13 protein-coding genes are annotated in these 16,443 nt (G+C 37.4%); 6 read left to right on the top strand and 7 right to left on the bottom strand.

Annotated features, from left to right (window positions below; all coding sequences use genetic code 11):
* Positions 1-148 precede the first annotated feature (148 nt).
* From DAHG_RS06660 to DAHG_RS06650, 3 genes are all read right to left on the bottom strand, one after another.
* A complete protein-coding gene (locus tag DAHG_RS06660) occupies positions 149-2,119 on the bottom strand; it encodes a UvrD-helicase domain-containing protein (protein WP_161650508.1) in 1,971 nt (656 codons plus the stop codon).
* A 79-nt stretch (positions 2,120-2,198) separates the two neighbouring features.
* Entirely contained in the window at positions 2,199-4,265 is a 2,067-nt protein-coding gene (locus tag DAHG_RS06655; RefSeq protein WP_022937567.1) for a putative bifunctional diguanylate cyclase/phosphodiesterase, read from the bottom strand.
* Between the two features lie 155 nt (positions 4,266-4,420).
* On the bottom strand, positions 4,421-6,289 hold the full coding sequence (locus DAHG_RS06650; RefSeq protein WP_022937566.1) for a BglG family transcription antiterminator: 1,869 nt from the start codon (positions 6,287-6,289) through the stop codon (positions 4,421-4,423).
* A gap of 132 nt (positions 6,290-6,421) precedes the next feature.
* Here DAHG_RS06650 and DAHG_RS06645 point away from each other — a divergent pair, with 132 nt between their 5' ends.
* From DAHG_RS06645 to DAHG_RS06620, 6 genes are read left to right on the top strand one after another with little or no spacing between them, the layout of a single operon-like run.
* Positions 6,422-6,922, top strand: a complete 501-nt coding sequence (locus DAHG_RS06645) for a PTS system mannose/fructose/N-acetylgalactosamine-transporter subunit IIB (protein ID WP_022937565.1) — start codon at positions 6,422-6,424, stop codon at positions 6,920-6,922.
* Positions 6,919-7,716 carry a PTS sugar transporter subunit IIC gene (locus DAHG_RS06640; protein WP_022937564.1) on the top strand — a complete coding sequence of 266 codons (798 nt, stop codon included), beginning with the start codon at positions 6,919-6,921 and terminating at the stop codon, positions 7,714-7,716. Before DAHG_RS06645 ends, DAHG_RS06640 begins: the two co-directional genes overlap by 4 nt.
* The gene (locus tag DAHG_RS06635) at positions 7,709-8,545 is read left to right on the top strand and encodes a PTS system mannose/fructose/sorbose family transporter subunit IID (protein ID WP_022937563.1); all 837 of its coding nucleotides are present in this window, start codon (positions 7,709-7,711) and stop codon (positions 8,543-8,545) included. The genes DAHG_RS06640 and DAHG_RS06635 overlap by 8 nt, the downstream gene beginning before the upstream one ends.
* A 14-nt stretch (positions 8,546-8,559) precedes the next feature.
* Positions 8,560-8,976 carry a PTS sugar transporter subunit IIA gene (locus DAHG_RS06630; RefSeq protein WP_022937562.1) on the top strand — a complete coding sequence of 139 codons (417 nt, stop codon included), beginning with the start codon at positions 8,560-8,562 and terminating at the stop codon, positions 8,974-8,976.
* A 13-nt stretch (positions 8,977-8,989) separates the two neighbouring features.
* The gene (locus DAHG_RS06625; protein ID WP_022937561.1) at positions 8,990-9,856 is read left to right on the top strand and encodes a ChbG/HpnK family deacetylase; all 867 of its coding nucleotides are present in this window, start codon (positions 8,990-8,992) and stop codon (positions 9,854-9,856) included.
* Between the two features lie 13 nt (positions 9,857-9,869).
* On the top strand, positions 9,870-10,739 hold the full coding sequence (locus tag DAHG_RS06620) for a Nif3-like dinuclear metal center hexameric protein (RefSeq protein WP_026880852.1): 870 nt from the start codon (positions 9,870-9,872) through the stop codon (positions 10,737-10,739).
* Between the two features lie 84 nt (positions 10,740-10,823).
* Here the strand turns inward: DAHG_RS06620 and DAHG_RS06615 are convergent, their stop codons facing one another.
* The 4 genes from DAHG_RS06615 to DAHG_RS06600 all read right to left on the bottom strand — a co-directional run bounded on the left by DAHG_RS06615 (position 10,824) and on the right by DAHG_RS06600 (position 16,443).
* Positions 10,824-12,608, bottom strand: coding sequence for an ABC transporter ATP-binding protein (locus DAHG_RS06615; protein WP_022937559.1), 1,785 nt, complete (start codon positions 12,606-12,608; stop codon positions 10,824-10,826).
* Positions 12,605-14,335 (bottom strand): ABC transporter ATP-binding protein, encoded by a 1,731-nt coding sequence (locus DAHG_RS06610; protein ID WP_022937558.1) that lies wholly within the window; start codon positions 14,333-14,335, stop codon positions 12,605-12,607. The genes DAHG_RS06615 and DAHG_RS06610 overlap by 4 nt, the downstream gene beginning before the upstream one ends.
* A 100-nt stretch (positions 14,336-14,435) precedes the next feature.
* A complete protein-coding gene (locus tag DAHG_RS06605) occupies positions 14,436-15,239 on the bottom strand; it encodes a ChbG/HpnK family deacetylase (RefSeq protein WP_022937557.1) in 804 nt (267 codons plus the stop codon).
* 1 nt (position 15,240) lies between these two features.
* Positions 15,241-16,443, bottom strand: coding sequence for an N-acetylglucosamine-6-phosphate deacetylase (locus DAHG_RS06600; RefSeq protein WP_022937556.1), 1,203 nt, complete (start codon positions 16,441-16,443; stop codon positions 15,241-15,243).

Below are 16,443 nucleotides of genomic sequence, written 5' to 3'. Positions count from 1 at the left end.
CATCTCCTTTATAAGTTAGACTTCAAAGCAGTCAATTTGTGACATCTTTTTTTATTTTTTTGAAATCCTGTTTTAATAAGCATACCATAGCATTTAAACCTTGGCTTCAAGAAAATGAAAAACCCCATTAAAAAAGCAGGTTGCCCTGCTAATTGATTAATTCAATCATATTATTTTCAATACAGTGGGATAAAGACAGCGTCTTGGACTCCATCTCAAAGCGCACGGTAATTTTACCCTCGGAAAGATTTGATATGATTCCCTTGCCAAACAGTTTATGCTGAATCTTAGCACCGCGCCGCAGTCTTGCAGCCGGCTTATTCGTCTCCTCAGCAACCTCACTTTCAGCTTCCTTGGAACATAATGTATACATAAAATCTGACATTCTCACCTTGACCTGCGCAGCAGCCTTATAAGCTATCAGCTCTAAATGATTGCCGGCTCTTGACATTAAATACGCAAACAAAGAGATTTCCTGCGGATAATCTGGATGTGCCTTGCCGACAAGCGGGAAGCTTGTATTGATACAATCTAAAAGATAAACATCATCAAAGCTTTGACCAAAGGCATTCTCTACCGATGTTAAAATCAAAGGTGCTGAAGCGTTAGGATGGATTTTCTTCAATTCATCAAGCCGGGCAAGCAGCATATCCGCTTTCGGATAACGTTTCGCAAGCAGCAGCATCGTGCTGTAAAAATGGATATCCGCAGCCAAACCATTGCGCTTCAGATATGCTGCATAACCGGATTCCTCATGGATAAATTCAAGCAGCCGGTAAGCATTCATATCCTTAGCCATGCGGATAGCTTCTAATGAAGAAATAATTTTTTGCTTCTGAGCATTCCGCATATTGCATTCAAGCATTGCCTGATATACATCAAGCTGCGGATTTACCAACATAATTTCTCTGACTTGTTTTGCCTGATTTGCCGTTAAACCAAAATCCAGCTGCTCATAAACATCCATGAATGCATCAAGATCATGAGCATTCATAAACAAACGCATAATTGACAGCAATTCATGAGCCGTGTCATTCTCCAGCATCAGTGCCATTGAATCATGCAGCTGGAACGGTACCGCCATCTCCAGCAACCGATCAATCAGCAGCAAGGCTGTTGATGAATGCCGATAAATCAATGCCGTTTCCTTTTCCGCACTGATATTCTTAAGCAGATAATCCATCATCAGCTCTTTATCGCGAAGTGCCTTAAAAGCGACTACATCCGCCGCTTCATTACCGCTGTTTAATGGCTTCTTAACCAAACGGCTCATACATTCAGTAATCGTTGCCGGTGTATGATAATCAACAGCCGCCTTGATCCATAAAGGATTGTCATAAGTGGTATTAAAAGCATCATAAGCCTGCGGAAATGCGCCCTGAGCGAATCGGAACGTATTATCGCGATTGATGGCAAAGAAAATACTCTGCAGATCAGCAGCCAGCTGTTTAATGAGAAAATGATCCAGAAAAGACAGATTTTCCGCATCATCCAGCATCAGATGCGTCAGTCTGAGATCACATGCCTCTAAGCTGTAAGCCTTACTCGTCAACAGCTGTAAGGATAATGAACGGACATCCATGAGATCTCTGATTTCATTATTTTTCTTTAGTTTCTTTAATGCCTTTACTAAATAAGCAAGATCGATCTGATCAAACATTTTGCCATTGATTTCACTCTCCGGCAGCATCATCGCATCGCATTCAATCAGCTTATCAATTAGTTTAGCCAAACGTTCACTGCTTAAATGCACACCAAAGGCATCCTTACAGATTTTTTTCACAAAACGATCCATCCGTTTATAAATACGGGCTGATTTAATACCATTTTGTTTTTCATAGCCGAGAACCAGCTTCGCGCAGAGACGATCCAGTGTTGTGATTAGGGGAGCCTTTAGCTCAGGATGCTCATAATTAAACAAACGCTGTGTTTCTTTCACACAGTATTCATTCGCACACAGAATTAAAATTGATTGTGGAATCACCCCTGATTCAATCAAGCGCGCTGCCCTTTCGCGAATCAATGTGCTCTTTCCAGAACCTGTACTTCCCTCAAAAACACAGGCACCTCTATCGTGTACAAGTGCCTGCTGCAATTCATCGTTAAATAATGTCTTCAATCCTCTCAACCTACCTCTACTCTAAAAATGCATACTTTATAATCATACTATATTTTTACTGTATTTGCCAGTAAAACTTTTACTTCAGCCATTGCTGGGTGAAGGCTTCCACCGGTGCCGGGCGGCCGTAATAATAACCCTGAATCAGATTACAGCCAAGCTGAACCAATAATTCAACCTGTTCCTTCATCTCCACACCCTCAGATAATGACGTAATATTCATTTCTGCACAGAAATCGATCACACTCTTTACAACACTCTTGGATACATGATCCTGACAAATGCCGTCCACTAAACTTTTATCAAGCTTCAGCACATTCATATCCACCTCTGTCAGTGAAGCGAGATTTGTATAGTTGGAACCAAAATCATCCAAGGATAATAAAAAGCCCTGTTCACGAATCTGGCGGGTGATGATTCCCATCAATTCCCGATCCAGCATGTCTGTGCTTTCAGTAATTTCAATTTCAATCAGTGAATGCTCAATGGCATGCTCATCGACAATTTTCAGCATCTTTTCAAGAATCTTGTCATCAGCAATTGTCAGCCGGGAGAAATTCACAGAAATCGGTATGAGCTTTATACCTTCTTCACGCCATTGATTTAAAATCAAACAGGCTTGTTTCAGGACATATAGATCAAGAACTTCAATGATCCGCTCTCTTTCCAGCAGATAGATAAAATGACCCGGCGGAATCAGACCATGCTTTTCATGCTGATAACGAACTAATGCCTCAGCACCATAAATCCTGCCGTCAGAGGCATAGACCTTCGGCTGCAGATAAACGACGAAGCTGCCCATCTCTATACTCTTAATCAATTCCTGACGGATATAAGAATAATGCCGGTAATCATCCTTCTCACTATTCTCATAATAATGCTGCTTATTCAAATACATCATTTCATCAGCCTGCCGGGTTAATTCACGGATATTGAAATTGGTCTCACTCCATGCGTAACCCATCGATACTGAAAAGCTCTCATGTGTTTCTATCTGCATTTGTATACTGCGGATTCGCTCACGGAAATCACGGATATCTAAATTCTGCGCGATAACGACAAACTCATCGCCGCCAAGCCGAAACAGATCTCGCTGATTAAAATATTCACTTAAAATTTTAGAAAAGCGCAGAATAGCCAAATCGCCGATATCATGTCCTCTTGAATCATTAATGTGCTTCAGATCATTGATATCACAATAAAGGATACCCAAAGATTTCAATTTTACATCATTTAATTGAAGAATATGATCCATATATCGGTTACGGTTATTAAAACCAGTCAAGCCGTCATGATAACCAAGAAATTCAAAATGCTTATGCACATGCTGGCGGTCAAGCTCAGCTTCGATGAACGTTACCAATGAGTTAAACAGCGAACGGTCAAAACCAGGCCTCAGCATTGGATTAATGATCATAATATAACCGAGAGTCTTGCCCTCTTTATGCAGTTCTACCATCATTAGAGCTGAAACATTATACTTCATGCAAAGCTTTTTTACTTCTGAATCCGTTTTATCAACATTATCAATCATCAGCTTTCCTTTGCTGTCACATGCGGCAAAAAGACACTTGTACGCATTTGCGTCTGCCTTAGAGAAAGCTTTTGCCTCCCCATCATCGTACCATGCATAAGACTTCGTAATTGCAGATGCTTCTGTTTCAAACAGCTGGGCGCCTGCCGCCTGATAGTATTCAGCAAGATTTTTCAGCACCTGATGCATTCCCGCATCAAAATCTGTGCATTCAGAAAAAATTTGAATGCATTCCACCAATTTCTCACGGCTTTCCAGTTTCTTGGCAAGCTGTGTACTGATTACCTCTTTTTCAGTAATATCTACAGCAATCTCCATTTTCAGCTTCTTCCCATTTAGCTTAATCATTTTATCTTTTAATATAAAATGACGCTGCAGATTATCGTTATAATGCTCCCAGACAAGAAATTGCTTTTCATTTAAAATCTTATTGGTACAAAATTCACAAGGGTGCTCCTTCCCCTGCAGAATCTTATAACAGGGCAGCCCTTTATACTCCTTTATCGGGCTATTTTTCAAGCCAGCCCGGTTAATAAAATAGACTTCATATGTATCAGGATCAGTAAGATATACCACATCCTCTAATTCGTCCAGAATTGCCAGTTCGTCCATGAATACAGCCTCCCCCATGTTATTATCATTCTACCATTTCTAAACGCAAAAAAGAATAGGTTTGCCCTATTCTTCATCAATTTACATTGTACTTATTCAGTCATTTCATACAAAAAACAAAAAAGCTAGATTCAAATAAAAAAGCAACATATCCATCAGTAGATCGACTCACATAAATATTGATTTATATTTTCACTTAACACATCAGCATTTTGCTCATTAAGCAGTTCAGGATAACTAATAAATATCTTACAAATAAAATATAGAATTACATATGTATATTCATCAGGATAGAAATTTAATTCCACTACATTAGTTACCGCTTTACCGCCAATATATTGATCATACCCTAATTTTGTAATGCAAATTTGTATTTTCATCGGTACCTCTTGCTCATAAAAAAGAAACAAACAATTATTAATAATATAATCCTTTTCAACACTTGAACCATTTGCAGTACTGAATTCTGTTCTTTTCTTTAGAATTATTTGGGAATCAATATATATTTTATAAAATTCCCGATGATTTTTGATAAAAGGCAATAAATCATTTAATTGATTTTGATGATGCGGCAAAACATAATATTTCAATTTTGGTCCATATTCAGGTACTGTATCGGTAATAAAAAGATAATCTGAATACATATCCAGTCGATAGCTGCGATATGGTATGATTTGAATAATAGAATAATATTCACTAGGAACAAGCCTCTCAATTTCACACTTTAAAATTGATAATTCTCTTTCATTATCTCGTGAAATAAGTGCAATTTTGGATTTCAAACATGGTATCTTTGTAAATTGAAACTTACGTTCTATAGCTGATAATAATACTCCAAAATGAGATGGCGGAAGTTCTTCTTCCTGTAGCATTTCATTCACAATTCCCTTTAGTGAATTCAAAATCATAATCAATACCGGATTGGAAAACAGATGTTTCCGCCCTCCTAAGTTTGTCATTCTCAGATTTAAAATATGAAATTGATGCTTGAGCATTAGCCGTTTTATCTCTGTTCCTATCAAATCATTATAATAATCTTCCAAATCAGAAATTTTAAGTTTCTCTCTTAAATAAGCTTTAACTGATTTATAAAGTATCTCAGAACTTTTTTCAATACCGATTTCTTTTAAAAATTGCTCATCTTCACTATATTCCTCTTTATGAGCCATATAGAGGATAAAAAAAGAAATCATCTCATCCTCTAATGGTAATTCTTCTTTTTCATAAAACTGGCTGTAAAGCATCTTTGTAATCGCATAACTATGTGAACGAATTATAACTTGCTTAAAGCCTGATAATGCAGGTGTCAAGATTGGCCTATTTTGCGACCTACTTCTTTGAATTGTAAGATAATATGCTAAAATGCGAGAACTGCCTAGAGATATTGTAGTAGTACTTTCAGAAGCGAATTCTCTTAGTATATTTCTTGAACGTATATAAAAATCATTATATATCAGTTGTGTGCATGAATTAAAGAAATCGTTATTAAAAATACGTACATCTAATTGACCAATAAGCGCAATCATAGCATAGCGTTTATAAAATTCATTACCAATAGCAATCAGTCCATAATGAGGCTTATTATAAATATTCAAATGATAATTATAGAAAAACTTCTTTATCCATTGCAGATTATATCGAAGAGCTGACCTTGAACGATATAATTCAGCGGATATCAAGTCCATATTAACTGCCTCATTACTAATCAATAGTTTTAATCCTATATAGGTATTATAAAATATGTTTTGTGTGAAGGTTGAATTATTTATATTTCTATAATAAAATGCACGCAATAAATAATAGTAATCAGAGAATAATTTTTGATCAATTATAATATAGGAAATTAAAAATTTTGTTTCATAAACTTTTGCGCCAAAATGTGGAGCAAGTTCAATAATTGCGCTGATTGTTTTTTTAAGCTCATAATCAGAAAAATGAAATGTTTCCTGCATTGATTTCTCGGTGCAGGATTCATTGATAAATAAAAATGCGGCTGCCAAATAATGATTTATTACTATTTTCATATTTAAATTATAACTTAAATAAGTTTCTTTGCAAATATTTTTATTTAGAATGTTAAATAAATGCAAAGAAAAAATAAATTAATATGATACTATTTATACAGTTGAATGCGCATTCAATATTAGGAGGTAAATATGATTACACAATTACGAATCGATGAAAGATTGTTACATGGTCAAGTGACAACTCAATGGTCTAAATTTTTAGCTGTGACTGGCATAGTAGTTGCAAATGATTATGCTGCAGAAAACGAAATGCTGAAGAAAATGCTAAAAATGGCTGCTCCCGTAGGTATAAAAGTAACAATACGCACTATTGATGATGCAATATCGTTACTTAATGATCCGCGTGGTGAAAACATGAGAATGCTTGTTATTGTCGATAATCCTAAGGACGCATTAGCATTAGTAAATGCCCTTCCTATTGAAATTGTTAATGTCGCTAATTTCACTAAAAAACAAAGCGATCACAAAATTCAGCTTACTCATCATTGCAGCGCTGATCCTGATGATTTAAAATATTTTGCTGAATTAGCAAAATGTAATATTGAATTAATTTCACAAATGATACCAGGGGTAGAAAAAGAAAACTTTAAAGAAATTATAAAAAAATTAAAAAGGAGGATTAGATTATGAATTATGCAGTATTAGCAGCATTAAGCTACTGGATTATCTGGGTGTTAGATAATATGACCGGCGTGCAAACCTTATCTAGACCTATTATTATTGGAACCTTTACCGGTCTTTTGTGTGGTGATATTAAAACAGGTATTATTCTTGGTGCTACGTTAGAAGCCGTTTTTCTAGGCATAGTAGGTGTAGGTGGCGTATCCGTTTCAGATCCGCGTTCATCTACGGTTATCGCTGTTGCACTAGCGATTGGCTCTGGCTTAGATTTAGAAGCAGCCTTAGCCATCGCCGTGACAATAGCCGCATTAATGAATATTGTATCACAATTTGCAAGAATGATAGAAAACATGATTCACCCTTTTTTTATGAAGCTTGCTGAGAATGGCGAATATAGAAAATTCAGAATCATGATGTATCTTGATTTATTCATTCTAAAAGCTGGAATTCCAGCCGCAGTTGTTTTAATCTTCGTAGCTGCAGGATCAACTGCAGCACAAACAGTAATGGAAAATTTGCCAGCTTTTGTGCTAACTGGTATTAATGCATCTGGCAATATGCTGGTTGTAGTTGGCCTTGCTTTGATGGCTCAGTCAATTTGGTCTCCAATCACTGGAGTATTATTATTACTTGGTTTTATCCTTTCAATGTATTTAGGTTTAAATACAGTTGTAATAGCTGCCATTGGCTTTATCATTGCTTACCTTGTTTTTGTAACAGAAATGAATAAAAAGAAAGAATTGCCCACAATGAATGAAGCTGTTACAGTTAATGAAAATATGGAGGATGACTTTTATGACTAAGACAAATATTAAAAGTAATCAATTAACTAAAGAAGACAAAGAAATTTTGAAAAAGAGTTATTATTATTCAATGTCAATAATGATGTCAACCAATCAGATCACTCAGCAATCTAAATGCTATGCCATGTGCATGAAGCCTGGCTTAGATATTTGGTATAAAGAAAATCCCGACGAGAAAAGAAAAGCATTTTTTCGCCATGCTAATGAATTTTTCAACACAAATAGCACCTTATTCCCATTGGTTACAGGCATCAGCTTAGCAATGGAAAAAAAGAAAGCACTAGATGGCGGTGTTTCTGATGAATTAATAACTAGTGTAAAAACCTCTCTGATGGGTCCAACTGCCGGCATTGGTGATTCAATAATTAATAATTGTTTTAGAACAATCATTGCTGGTATTGCTATCGGTTTTGGTAATCAAGGTTCTCTATTAGGCCCATTAATTTTCTTATTTGGTTTTGGCGGTGTTTTGATGATTGCTAAATGGTTTATTTTAAAAGCCGGTTATCAAGGAGGCATGAGTTTAATTGATAAAGCTTTCGAACAAGGTATTGTTCCTTTAATTAGTAAATGTGCAACTATTGTCGGTGCTATCATGATTGGTGCCTTATGTGCTACTAACGTAAAGGTTAAAATTGTCAGCGCGCCAATGATTAACGGAGCTGAAGTTGTAGTACAAAATATATTTGATTCCATTGCACCTGGGTTACTTAGCATTTTATTGTTTGCCTGGGTATTTAGAAGATTGCAGAAAGGAATGAATCCAACACTTATGATATTCGTTCTTATATTGGGTTCGATTCTTTTAGCTGCCATCGGCATTTTTTAAAGGAGACCTAATTTATGCAAGGAGTACTTTTAGCAAGCCATGGTAAGATGGCTAAGGGAATTGCTCATTCCATTACGATGTTTTTTGGCAATGATATAAACCAGTTTGATTATGAATGTTTCATGCCAGAAGATAATATAAAAGAATTTCAAAAACGAATTATTGATAAAGTTAACAACCTTGACACTGGTGATGGTGTTATTATCTTGCTTGATATTTTCGGCGGTACACCAGCACAAGCATTAATCCCCTGTATTAATGGCAAAAATCTCATTCTTTCTGGAATGAATTTCCCTATGACTATTCAAGCTTTAACTAGTCGTCAGGAGCATATTGTAAGCAAGAAAGAATTAATTAGTTGCGGCAAAACAGCTATTCAAAGCTATGAACCAAATGATGAAAAGGAACCCGAAGACAGTTTCTTCGGATAGGTAGTAATAACATATGAAATTAATTATTAGAGGTGATGATTTTGGGTATTCTAAAGCATTTAACGCAGGTTATTATAAATGTATTAGAAATGGTATAATGACAAGTGCTGAATTAATGATTGGTATGCCTGGAACTCTTGAAGCAGTTAAAATGCTCGAAGAATTTCCATGGCTACCAGTCGGATGGCATGTGCATGTTTGCGGTCGTCCATCTGCTGACGCTTCTAAAGTACCTCATCTTTTAGATGAAAATGGTAATCTTTGTCTCCATATATCACGAGGTCATCCTCAAAATGAAGAATTAGCCAGTGAATTAGCTATTGAATTGCGTGCAGAACTTGAAACTTTTATTCGATATCGCAAAAAGAAGCCAGATATTATTTCTAACATTGATGATCAAAATGATATCTATTCACGTACATTAAGAGAATTAGCATACGAATACCATATTGATCATCTTTATAAAAGTTTAAAAGAGGGTACTGCTGTTTATAGAAAATGGATACAGTCAGAAAAAGGATGGAAGCTAGAGGAATACCCGATTCACATTATACCTACCAAACAGAAATGGTCAGAATTAAATCAAATTAAGGACTACAATCCTATTGAATCTGTGTTTATGGCTAATGATGAATTACTTTGCCGTAAAGAAGGCGCTGCTTTAATTGTTCTACACCCTGGTTATTTAGATAATTATATTTTAGAAGAATCCACCTGTAACATTGCAAGAGTTCGCGATTGTGATGCCCTTCTAAATAAAACCACATTTGATCATTTAAAAAAATTGAATGTTGAACTAATTACCAGCTCTGATTATCTTTATGGAACTAATGATTATCAAAACTGGCTGGCAGTTCGTAAAAACAAAATTAACGATTAAGAATCACATAAACATGAAAATATCAGAAATTATAAGCTTGATTTTAAAGAATTGCTGTGGCAAAGATAAGTATGGAAATAAGCTTGATCGTATATCAACAAGTGATAAAATACTATACGGTAATGATGACATTGAATGTACAGGTATCATTGTCACCTGCTTTGCTAATATAAAGGTTATTGAAGAAGCTCATAGAAAAGGATGTAATTTTATTATTACACATGAATCAATCTTTTGGAACCATGGAGACAGAACCGACTGGCTTCAGCAAAATTCAGTTTTTTTACAGAAAAAGGCTTTGTTGGATCAATATACGATAACTATCTGGCGCTTTCATGATTTTATGCATGCAGGTCTCTTGATTGACAATCATTTCTCCGATGGTATTTATTATGGCTTGATGAAGTCTTTAGGATGGGAACAATATCTGATCGACTCATTAGATAAACCCTTATTATATAAATTACCTAAAACGCCATTAACAAATATCACAGCTCACTTAATGAAAGTATTGAACTTAAATGGTTTAAAAATTATTGGTAATAATAAAAGCGAAGTAGAAACAGTCTTATTTGCTGAACATTGTCAGTCAAAAAAAGATATTGACTGCCAAAAAATAACCAAAATAGAAAATGAGAATATTGATTTAATAATACCTTTAGAGATTGTTGATTACAGTATTGCAGCTTATGTGCGTGATGCCTGCTTGCTGCAACAATCAAAAACTATTTTAATAGCAGGTCATTTTAATATAGAAGAGGCAGGTATGAAATATTTACCGAATTGGTTAAAAAAACTATTTCCACTCATTTACATTGATTATGTACAATCAGGCGATATGTATAATTATATAATAAATCAAAGCAACACAATTCCCATTTAAAAACATTAACCCAGCTATTCAGCCGGGTTAATTTTATTTGATGCATATTCTATTTCTATAAAAACAAAAAAGAATAGGTTTTCCCTATTCTTCATCAATACAGTCGGCAAATTGTGAATTATACAGATCCGCATAGAAGCCTTGCTGCTTCATAAGCTCATCATGACTTCCCTGTTCGATAATATCACCATGATTAATAACCAAAATGCAGTCCGCATTCCGGATCGTGGAAAGCCGGTGAGCAATGACGAAACTTGTACGGTTCATCATCATATTTTTCATTGCTTTTTGAAGCATGATTTCAAGTCTTGTATCAACACTGCTGGTTGCTTCATCAAGAATCAGAATCGGCGGATCAGCAAGAATCGCGCGGGCAATAGTCAGCAGCTGCTTTTCACCGATACTGATATTATTTGCCTCTTCATTTAATACTGTCGCATAGCCGTCCGGCAGCGTTCTAATGAAATGATGGATGTTGGCTACTTTAGCCGCATTCACAACCTCTTCACGGGTTGCATCAAGCCGGCCATAGCGGATATTGTCTTCAATTGTACCGCCGTAAAGCCATGTATCCTGTAAAACCATACCAAAGATGGAACGCAGATCATCGCGCCTCATATCCTTTATATCGACACCATCAACCTTAATGGAACCGCCATTCAATTCATAAAAACGCATCAAAAGATTAATTAATGTCGTTTTACCGGCACCTGTCGGACCGACAATCGCTATCGTCTGACCGCTCTTGACTTCTACATTCAGATCCTTAATCAAGATTTTATCTGGTGTATAGCCAAAGCGTACATGTTCAAAGGAAACATTCCCCTTCAGGCATTCAACACAGAGTGGTGTTTCACTTTCCTTAACCTCTTCCTCAGTATCAAGAATTTCAAAGATACGGGCGAAACCGGCGGCGGCTGCCTGAAGTGTTGATGACAATTGGGAAATTGAATTCAACGGCTCGTTAATCTGCCAAATATAACGGATAAAAGCCTGCAGATTTCCCACTGTGATAGCACCGGAGAGTACATTTAAAGCCCCCATCATCGCCATAATGCCAATTCCCAGATAAGTAACCAGTGAGATCAAAGGACTCATCAGTGATGAAATAAATTGTGCTTTAAAGCCTGACTGACAAAGATTGTTATTAATTTTTTCAAATTCTTCAATCGCTGTCTGCTGACGGTTATACAGCTGAATTTCATCGAAGCCGGTATACATTTCAGTAATTGTGCCATTCATCGCACCATAAGCATCCTGCTGATGTTTAAATAAACGCTGTGAAAAATGTACGATGATACGAGAAATCAGCAAAGAAATCGGTATGATCAGCATTGTACATAATGCCATTGTCGTATTGATTCTAAACATCATTGTCAATGCTAAAATCACTGCCAGAATGCCATTCAATATTTGTGAAAAGCTCTGCTGGAGCGCGTTGGATACCGTATCGACATCATTAGCGATCCGTGACATTAAATCGCCGCTTTCATGCGCATCAAAATAAGCAATCGGCAAATGATGAATTTTCATTTCCACAGCATTTCGCAAATCGCGCATCATTTTCTGAATTGCATCCGTCAGCATAAAACCTGACAGAATATTAGAACCTTTTTGAATCAAATACATAATTGCTAAAAGAATGATTGTCTGTAAAACATAAGCAAAATTAACACCGCTTTGAGTACCGGCCTTCATTGCCAGCACATCATTCATTAAAGAGGTAGTGATCCAGCCTTCGACTGAAGGTGTCAGCGCCATTAATACACTGGCAGTTACCAAAAAGACAATAGCACCTAGAAATAGCCATTTATAAGGAGAAACAAACGGTTTGATCCGCTGGTAAGTCAATTTTATTGATTGTTTCATCGTGCCAATTCCTCCTCGCTGAGCTGAGAAGCCGCAATTTCCTGATAAATCGTACAGTTCTTCAATAGCTCATGATGCGTGCCATGCCCAACGATTTTTCCCTCGTTCAGCACAATGATCTGATCCGCATCCATGATCGTAGAGATTCGCTGTGCGACAATCAACGTAATCGCATCTTTTGTTTCTTCTTTCAGATCAGCGCGCAGACGGGCATCGGTTTTAAAATCCAACGCTGAAAAGCTGTCATCAAAAATATAGATTTCCGGTTTAATCAATAAAGCTCTGGCAATTGATAACCGCTGCTTCTGACCGCCGGATACATTCGTACCACCCTCGGCAATTGCTTCCTCAAACTGATGCGGCTTCTGAGTAATAAAATCATAGGCCTGTGCAACCTGTGAAGAATGAATTACCTCATCCTCAGGCGCATCCAGACGCCCAAAACGGATATTGCTGCCGATGCTGCCCGAAAACAGCAATGCTTTCTGCGGAATAAAACCGATACGCGAACGCAGTGCTTTTAAATCAAAATCACGGATATCAACATCATCAATACGGATTGAACCGCGGGTGACATCATAAAAGCGTGGAATCAGGTTAATCAGTGTTGACTTGCCAGAACCGGTTGAGCCAATAAAAGCCACCGTTTCACCCTTTTCAGCCTTAAAAGAGATATCCTTTAAGACAGCCTCCTCGCCATTTGGATATACGAAATCTACATGATCAAATTCAATTTTACCTTTTATCGGCGTTTCTGTTACCCCATTCTCAGGATTGACTATACTGATGTCAGTATCAAAAACAGCCTGAATACGGCTTGCGGATACGGCCGCTCTTGGATACATGATAAATACTGTACAGAAAAGCATCATTGAAAACATCGCATGGAAACAATATTCAAGGAAAGCCGTCAGCTGACCGACACTGAGTGTACCAACATTAATCATATTAGCTGAAAGCCAGAAAATAATCAGAATGACCGCATTCAGCATTAAAAAGAACAAAGGCTGTGTAATCGTCATCAGCTTAAACAGCTTTCTTGATGTATTCGTATAATCTTCATTAGTCTGTGCAAACCGCTGCATTTCAAATTCATCGTTTCTAAACGCGCGGATGACACGAATGCCGGTAAGGTTTTCACGGGTTACCTGATTCAGCTTATCAAGGCCCTTTTGCTGACGGGTTGATAGCGGATCGGCTTTTTTCGCAACAATATAAACACCGGCTACAATAAATGGAACCGAAGCCGCCAACACTAACGAGAGCGGCAGTGAATTCTGAATCGTCAGCACCATGGATACGATAAACATAACCGGTGTCAGCAAAGCTGTTCTCAGCAATACATTTACGAATAATTGTATCTGAAACGCATCATTATTTGTTCGGGTTATCATACTGGATACCCCAAACTTATTGAATTCCGCATGGGAAAACTGCTGAACGCGTCTAAAGATATCTGAGCGGATATCACGGGTTATGTTGATTGAGATGCGGGCGCTGCAATAACCGAGACAAATCGTTCCAAATACACCCAAAACAGCAATCAGCAGTATCACCAGTGTGCGCTCTTTTATAAACTGAGGGTCCTGATTGGCAATTCCCTGATCGATCATCTGTGCAACTATCGTTGGGATGCCAAGCTCTACCAGCGCAAAGCCAAACACTGACAAGAAATCAAAAAGCAGAAGCTTTTTATAACGTTTTAAATACTTTAAGATCAGCTTCATAAGTTACTCCTTTAAAAAGAAGGAAGAAGCACGCTTCTCCCTTTTCATTCATTTTGAATTCTAACACACAGCTCTCTTAAAGTCAATGCGGCTGTAAGGACTACTTATATACCGCATTATAATCCGTTAATTCAATATTATGATCATCAAGCCAGCTTCGCAGCCGTGAATCACATAAGACTTGAAGATCTCGGCAGCGCTGGATCGTCAATGTAGAATTATCAAGGATATAAGCATCTACATAACCAGGATGAAAATGCATCACATTAATTTCATACGGACTGGCCAGCAGACCAAAGCCCTCTGTATTGATAAAATCTTCAACACACATACCTCGATGCAGCGCAAGCATGTATTCGTTGTTTGCCATCACCAACTCATGTGCCGGCTTCAGACTATCAGTTTCCTTATCCAGCAAAGCCATACAATGAATGCCTGTGTTTTCACTAATTTCCAGAAAAGCCTTATTAATCGCATCTGTACCTGCAGAATGACCCTCAAAATGATTAGGAGCATGTCCTGTCAATGCTTTAAATCTTGCCATCTGCGCCAATGTTTCAGTTTTTGCGTCCTCATAGCTTACTACTACATGTCCTTGACATTTAGTGTCTAGCGGGCTGGTTGGTGCCCATTGCACAGAACGATAAAATTTCCCATTTTCATCAACCATCGATGGTATCATGTGCGGATCACTCACCGGGTACCCTGATACAAAATTAGTATGTTGGGTAAGATTAAGATCAGGATACTCTTTAGCCAGCTTTACTGCATGAGGTGCTGCTTCCATGTTACTCATTAAAGAAGCAACTGTCACTATGCCCTCTTTATATGCCTTCATCACACCATAATTATACGCTTCACTAAAACCAAAATCATCGGCAACAACAATAAGTTTCTTTTTCATTTTATTTATCCTCACAAAAGGCAATTTCATTCAGATATGCTTGATTAAATAAATCTGTATCCTTTTCCGAATTATAAATCATACGTCCTTCACTGTATGTATAACATGCTTCATAATTATTATTTATCACGACAAAGTCAGCATCCTTGCCAATTGCCAGTGAACCCTTGTGATCGCCAATGCCGTAAACCCGCGCAGGATTTAAAGAAGCCATTTGAATCGCTGTTTCCATTGGTACTTGAAGCTGTTCCACTAAATTGCCGATGCCGGTAAGAACAGGCTTTGTAGAACCGCATAAGCGTCCTGTATCAGAGAGACAATACCCTTTTTCATCAATATTGACAGCCATACGGTTATCTTCATTCACAGTTAACATATAACGCCCTACCGGAGCGCCGCTCAAAGGTGTATTATCCGAAACCAGCATAATCTTATCTGGTGTTTTACAGCGCAATATTAAGTCAATCATTTCTTTTGATACATGCATAAAATCGCAAATTAATTCATTATTGACATAAGCATCAAGAATACAAGCACCTAAACCACCCATTCTTCGATGATGAATACCGCTCATAACATTTGCTGTATGCGTTGTTACTGTAATACCCTTACGAAAAGCTGTGACTGCTTCTTCATAATTGCAGTTACTGTGGGCAAAAGCTACGCGAATACCCTTCCCTTTAAAATATGCAATCGCTTCATCAGCATGCGGCAGCTCAGGTGCCAATGCAACCAGCTTTAAAATGCCGCCAGCCTCATCTACCATTTTTTCAAGCAGTTCATCGGTAATTTCCGGATGACCCGTATCTATTCCCTTTTCACCTACTCGGTTTAAAAAAGGACCTTCCGAATGTATACCAATAATTTTTGCGCCATCTAATTCAAGGCTTGCCATCTGCGCTAAAGTGGTAAAAAAAGGTAAATCAGCCGTCGCGAGAACTGCAGTAACACCCTGGGATGCTAAACCCTTTAAATAGCCTCTGACATGAGCTTCCTTATTCTTCACATCACCCATAATTGTATAGCCCATCGTGCCATGATTATGGGTATCAAAAATGCCTGGTATGATACGATAGCCTGTATAATCAATAACTTCATCAGTGCCTGCATCAATCAGAAAATCATAGATTTTGCCATTTTCCACTTTCATATATCCGCTGAAGCAGCCATCTTCAGTATATATTTGATCTGACTTATAAATCAT

The organism is Dielma fastidiosa (genome assembly GCF_000313565.1).
GTDB lineage: Bacteria > Bacillota_I > Bacilli_A > Erysipelotrichales > Erysipelotrichaceae > Dielma > Dielma fastidiosa.
The sequence above is the reverse complement of the archived record's forward strand: the minus strand, read 5'-3'. Positions and strand labels throughout refer to the sequence as shown.

What these genes read in the sequence shown, in the direction of transcription:
- DAHG_RS06620 (WP_026880852.1), top strand. Translation starts at nt 9,870, where the DNA reads ATGAAAATATCAGAAATTATAAGCTTGATTTTAAAGAATTGCTGTGGC.
- DAHG_RS06655 (WP_022937567.1), bottom strand. Translation starts at nt 4,265, where the DNA reads ATGGACGAACTGGCAATTCTGGACGAATTAGAGGATGTGGTATATCTT.
- DAHG_RS06645 (WP_022937565.1), top strand. Translation starts at nt 6,422, where the DNA reads ATGATTACACAATTACGAATCGATGAAAGATTGTTACATGGTCAAGTG.
- DAHG_RS06615 (WP_022937559.1), bottom strand. Translation starts at nt 12,608, where the DNA reads ATGAAACAATCAATAAAATTGACTTACCAGCGGATCAAACCGTTTGTT.
- DAHG_RS06650 (WP_022937566.1), bottom strand. Translation starts at nt 6,289, where the DNA reads ATGAAAATAGTAATAAATCATTATTTGGCAGCCGCATTTTTATTTATC.
- DAHG_RS06640 (WP_022937564.1), top strand. Translation starts at nt 6,919, where the DNA reads ATGAATTATGCAGTATTAGCAGCATTAAGCTACTGGATTATCTGGGTG.
- DAHG_RS06610 (WP_022937558.1), bottom strand. Translation starts at nt 14,335, where the DNA reads ATGAAGCTGATCTTAAAGTATTTAAAACGTTATAAAAAGCTTCTGCTT.
- DAHG_RS06600 (WP_022937556.1), bottom strand. Translation starts at nt 16,443, where the DNA reads ATGATTTATAAGTCAGATCAAATATATACTGAAGATGGCTGCTTCAGC.
- DAHG_RS06625 (WP_022937561.1), top strand. Translation starts at nt 8,990, where the DNA reads ATGAAATTAATTATTAGAGGTGATGATTTTGGGTATTCTAAAGCATTT.
- DAHG_RS06605 (WP_022937557.1), bottom strand. Translation starts at nt 15,239, where the DNA reads ATGAAAAAGAAACTTATTGTTGTTGCCGATGATTTTGGTTTTAGTGAA.
- DAHG_RS06635 (WP_022937563.1), top strand. Translation starts at nt 7,709, where the DNA reads ATGACTAAGACAAATATTAAAAGTAATCAATTAACTAAAGAAGACAAA.
- DAHG_RS06630 (WP_022937562.1), top strand. Translation starts at nt 8,560, where the DNA reads ATGCAAGGAGTACTTTTAGCAAGCCATGGTAAGATGGCTAAGGGAATT.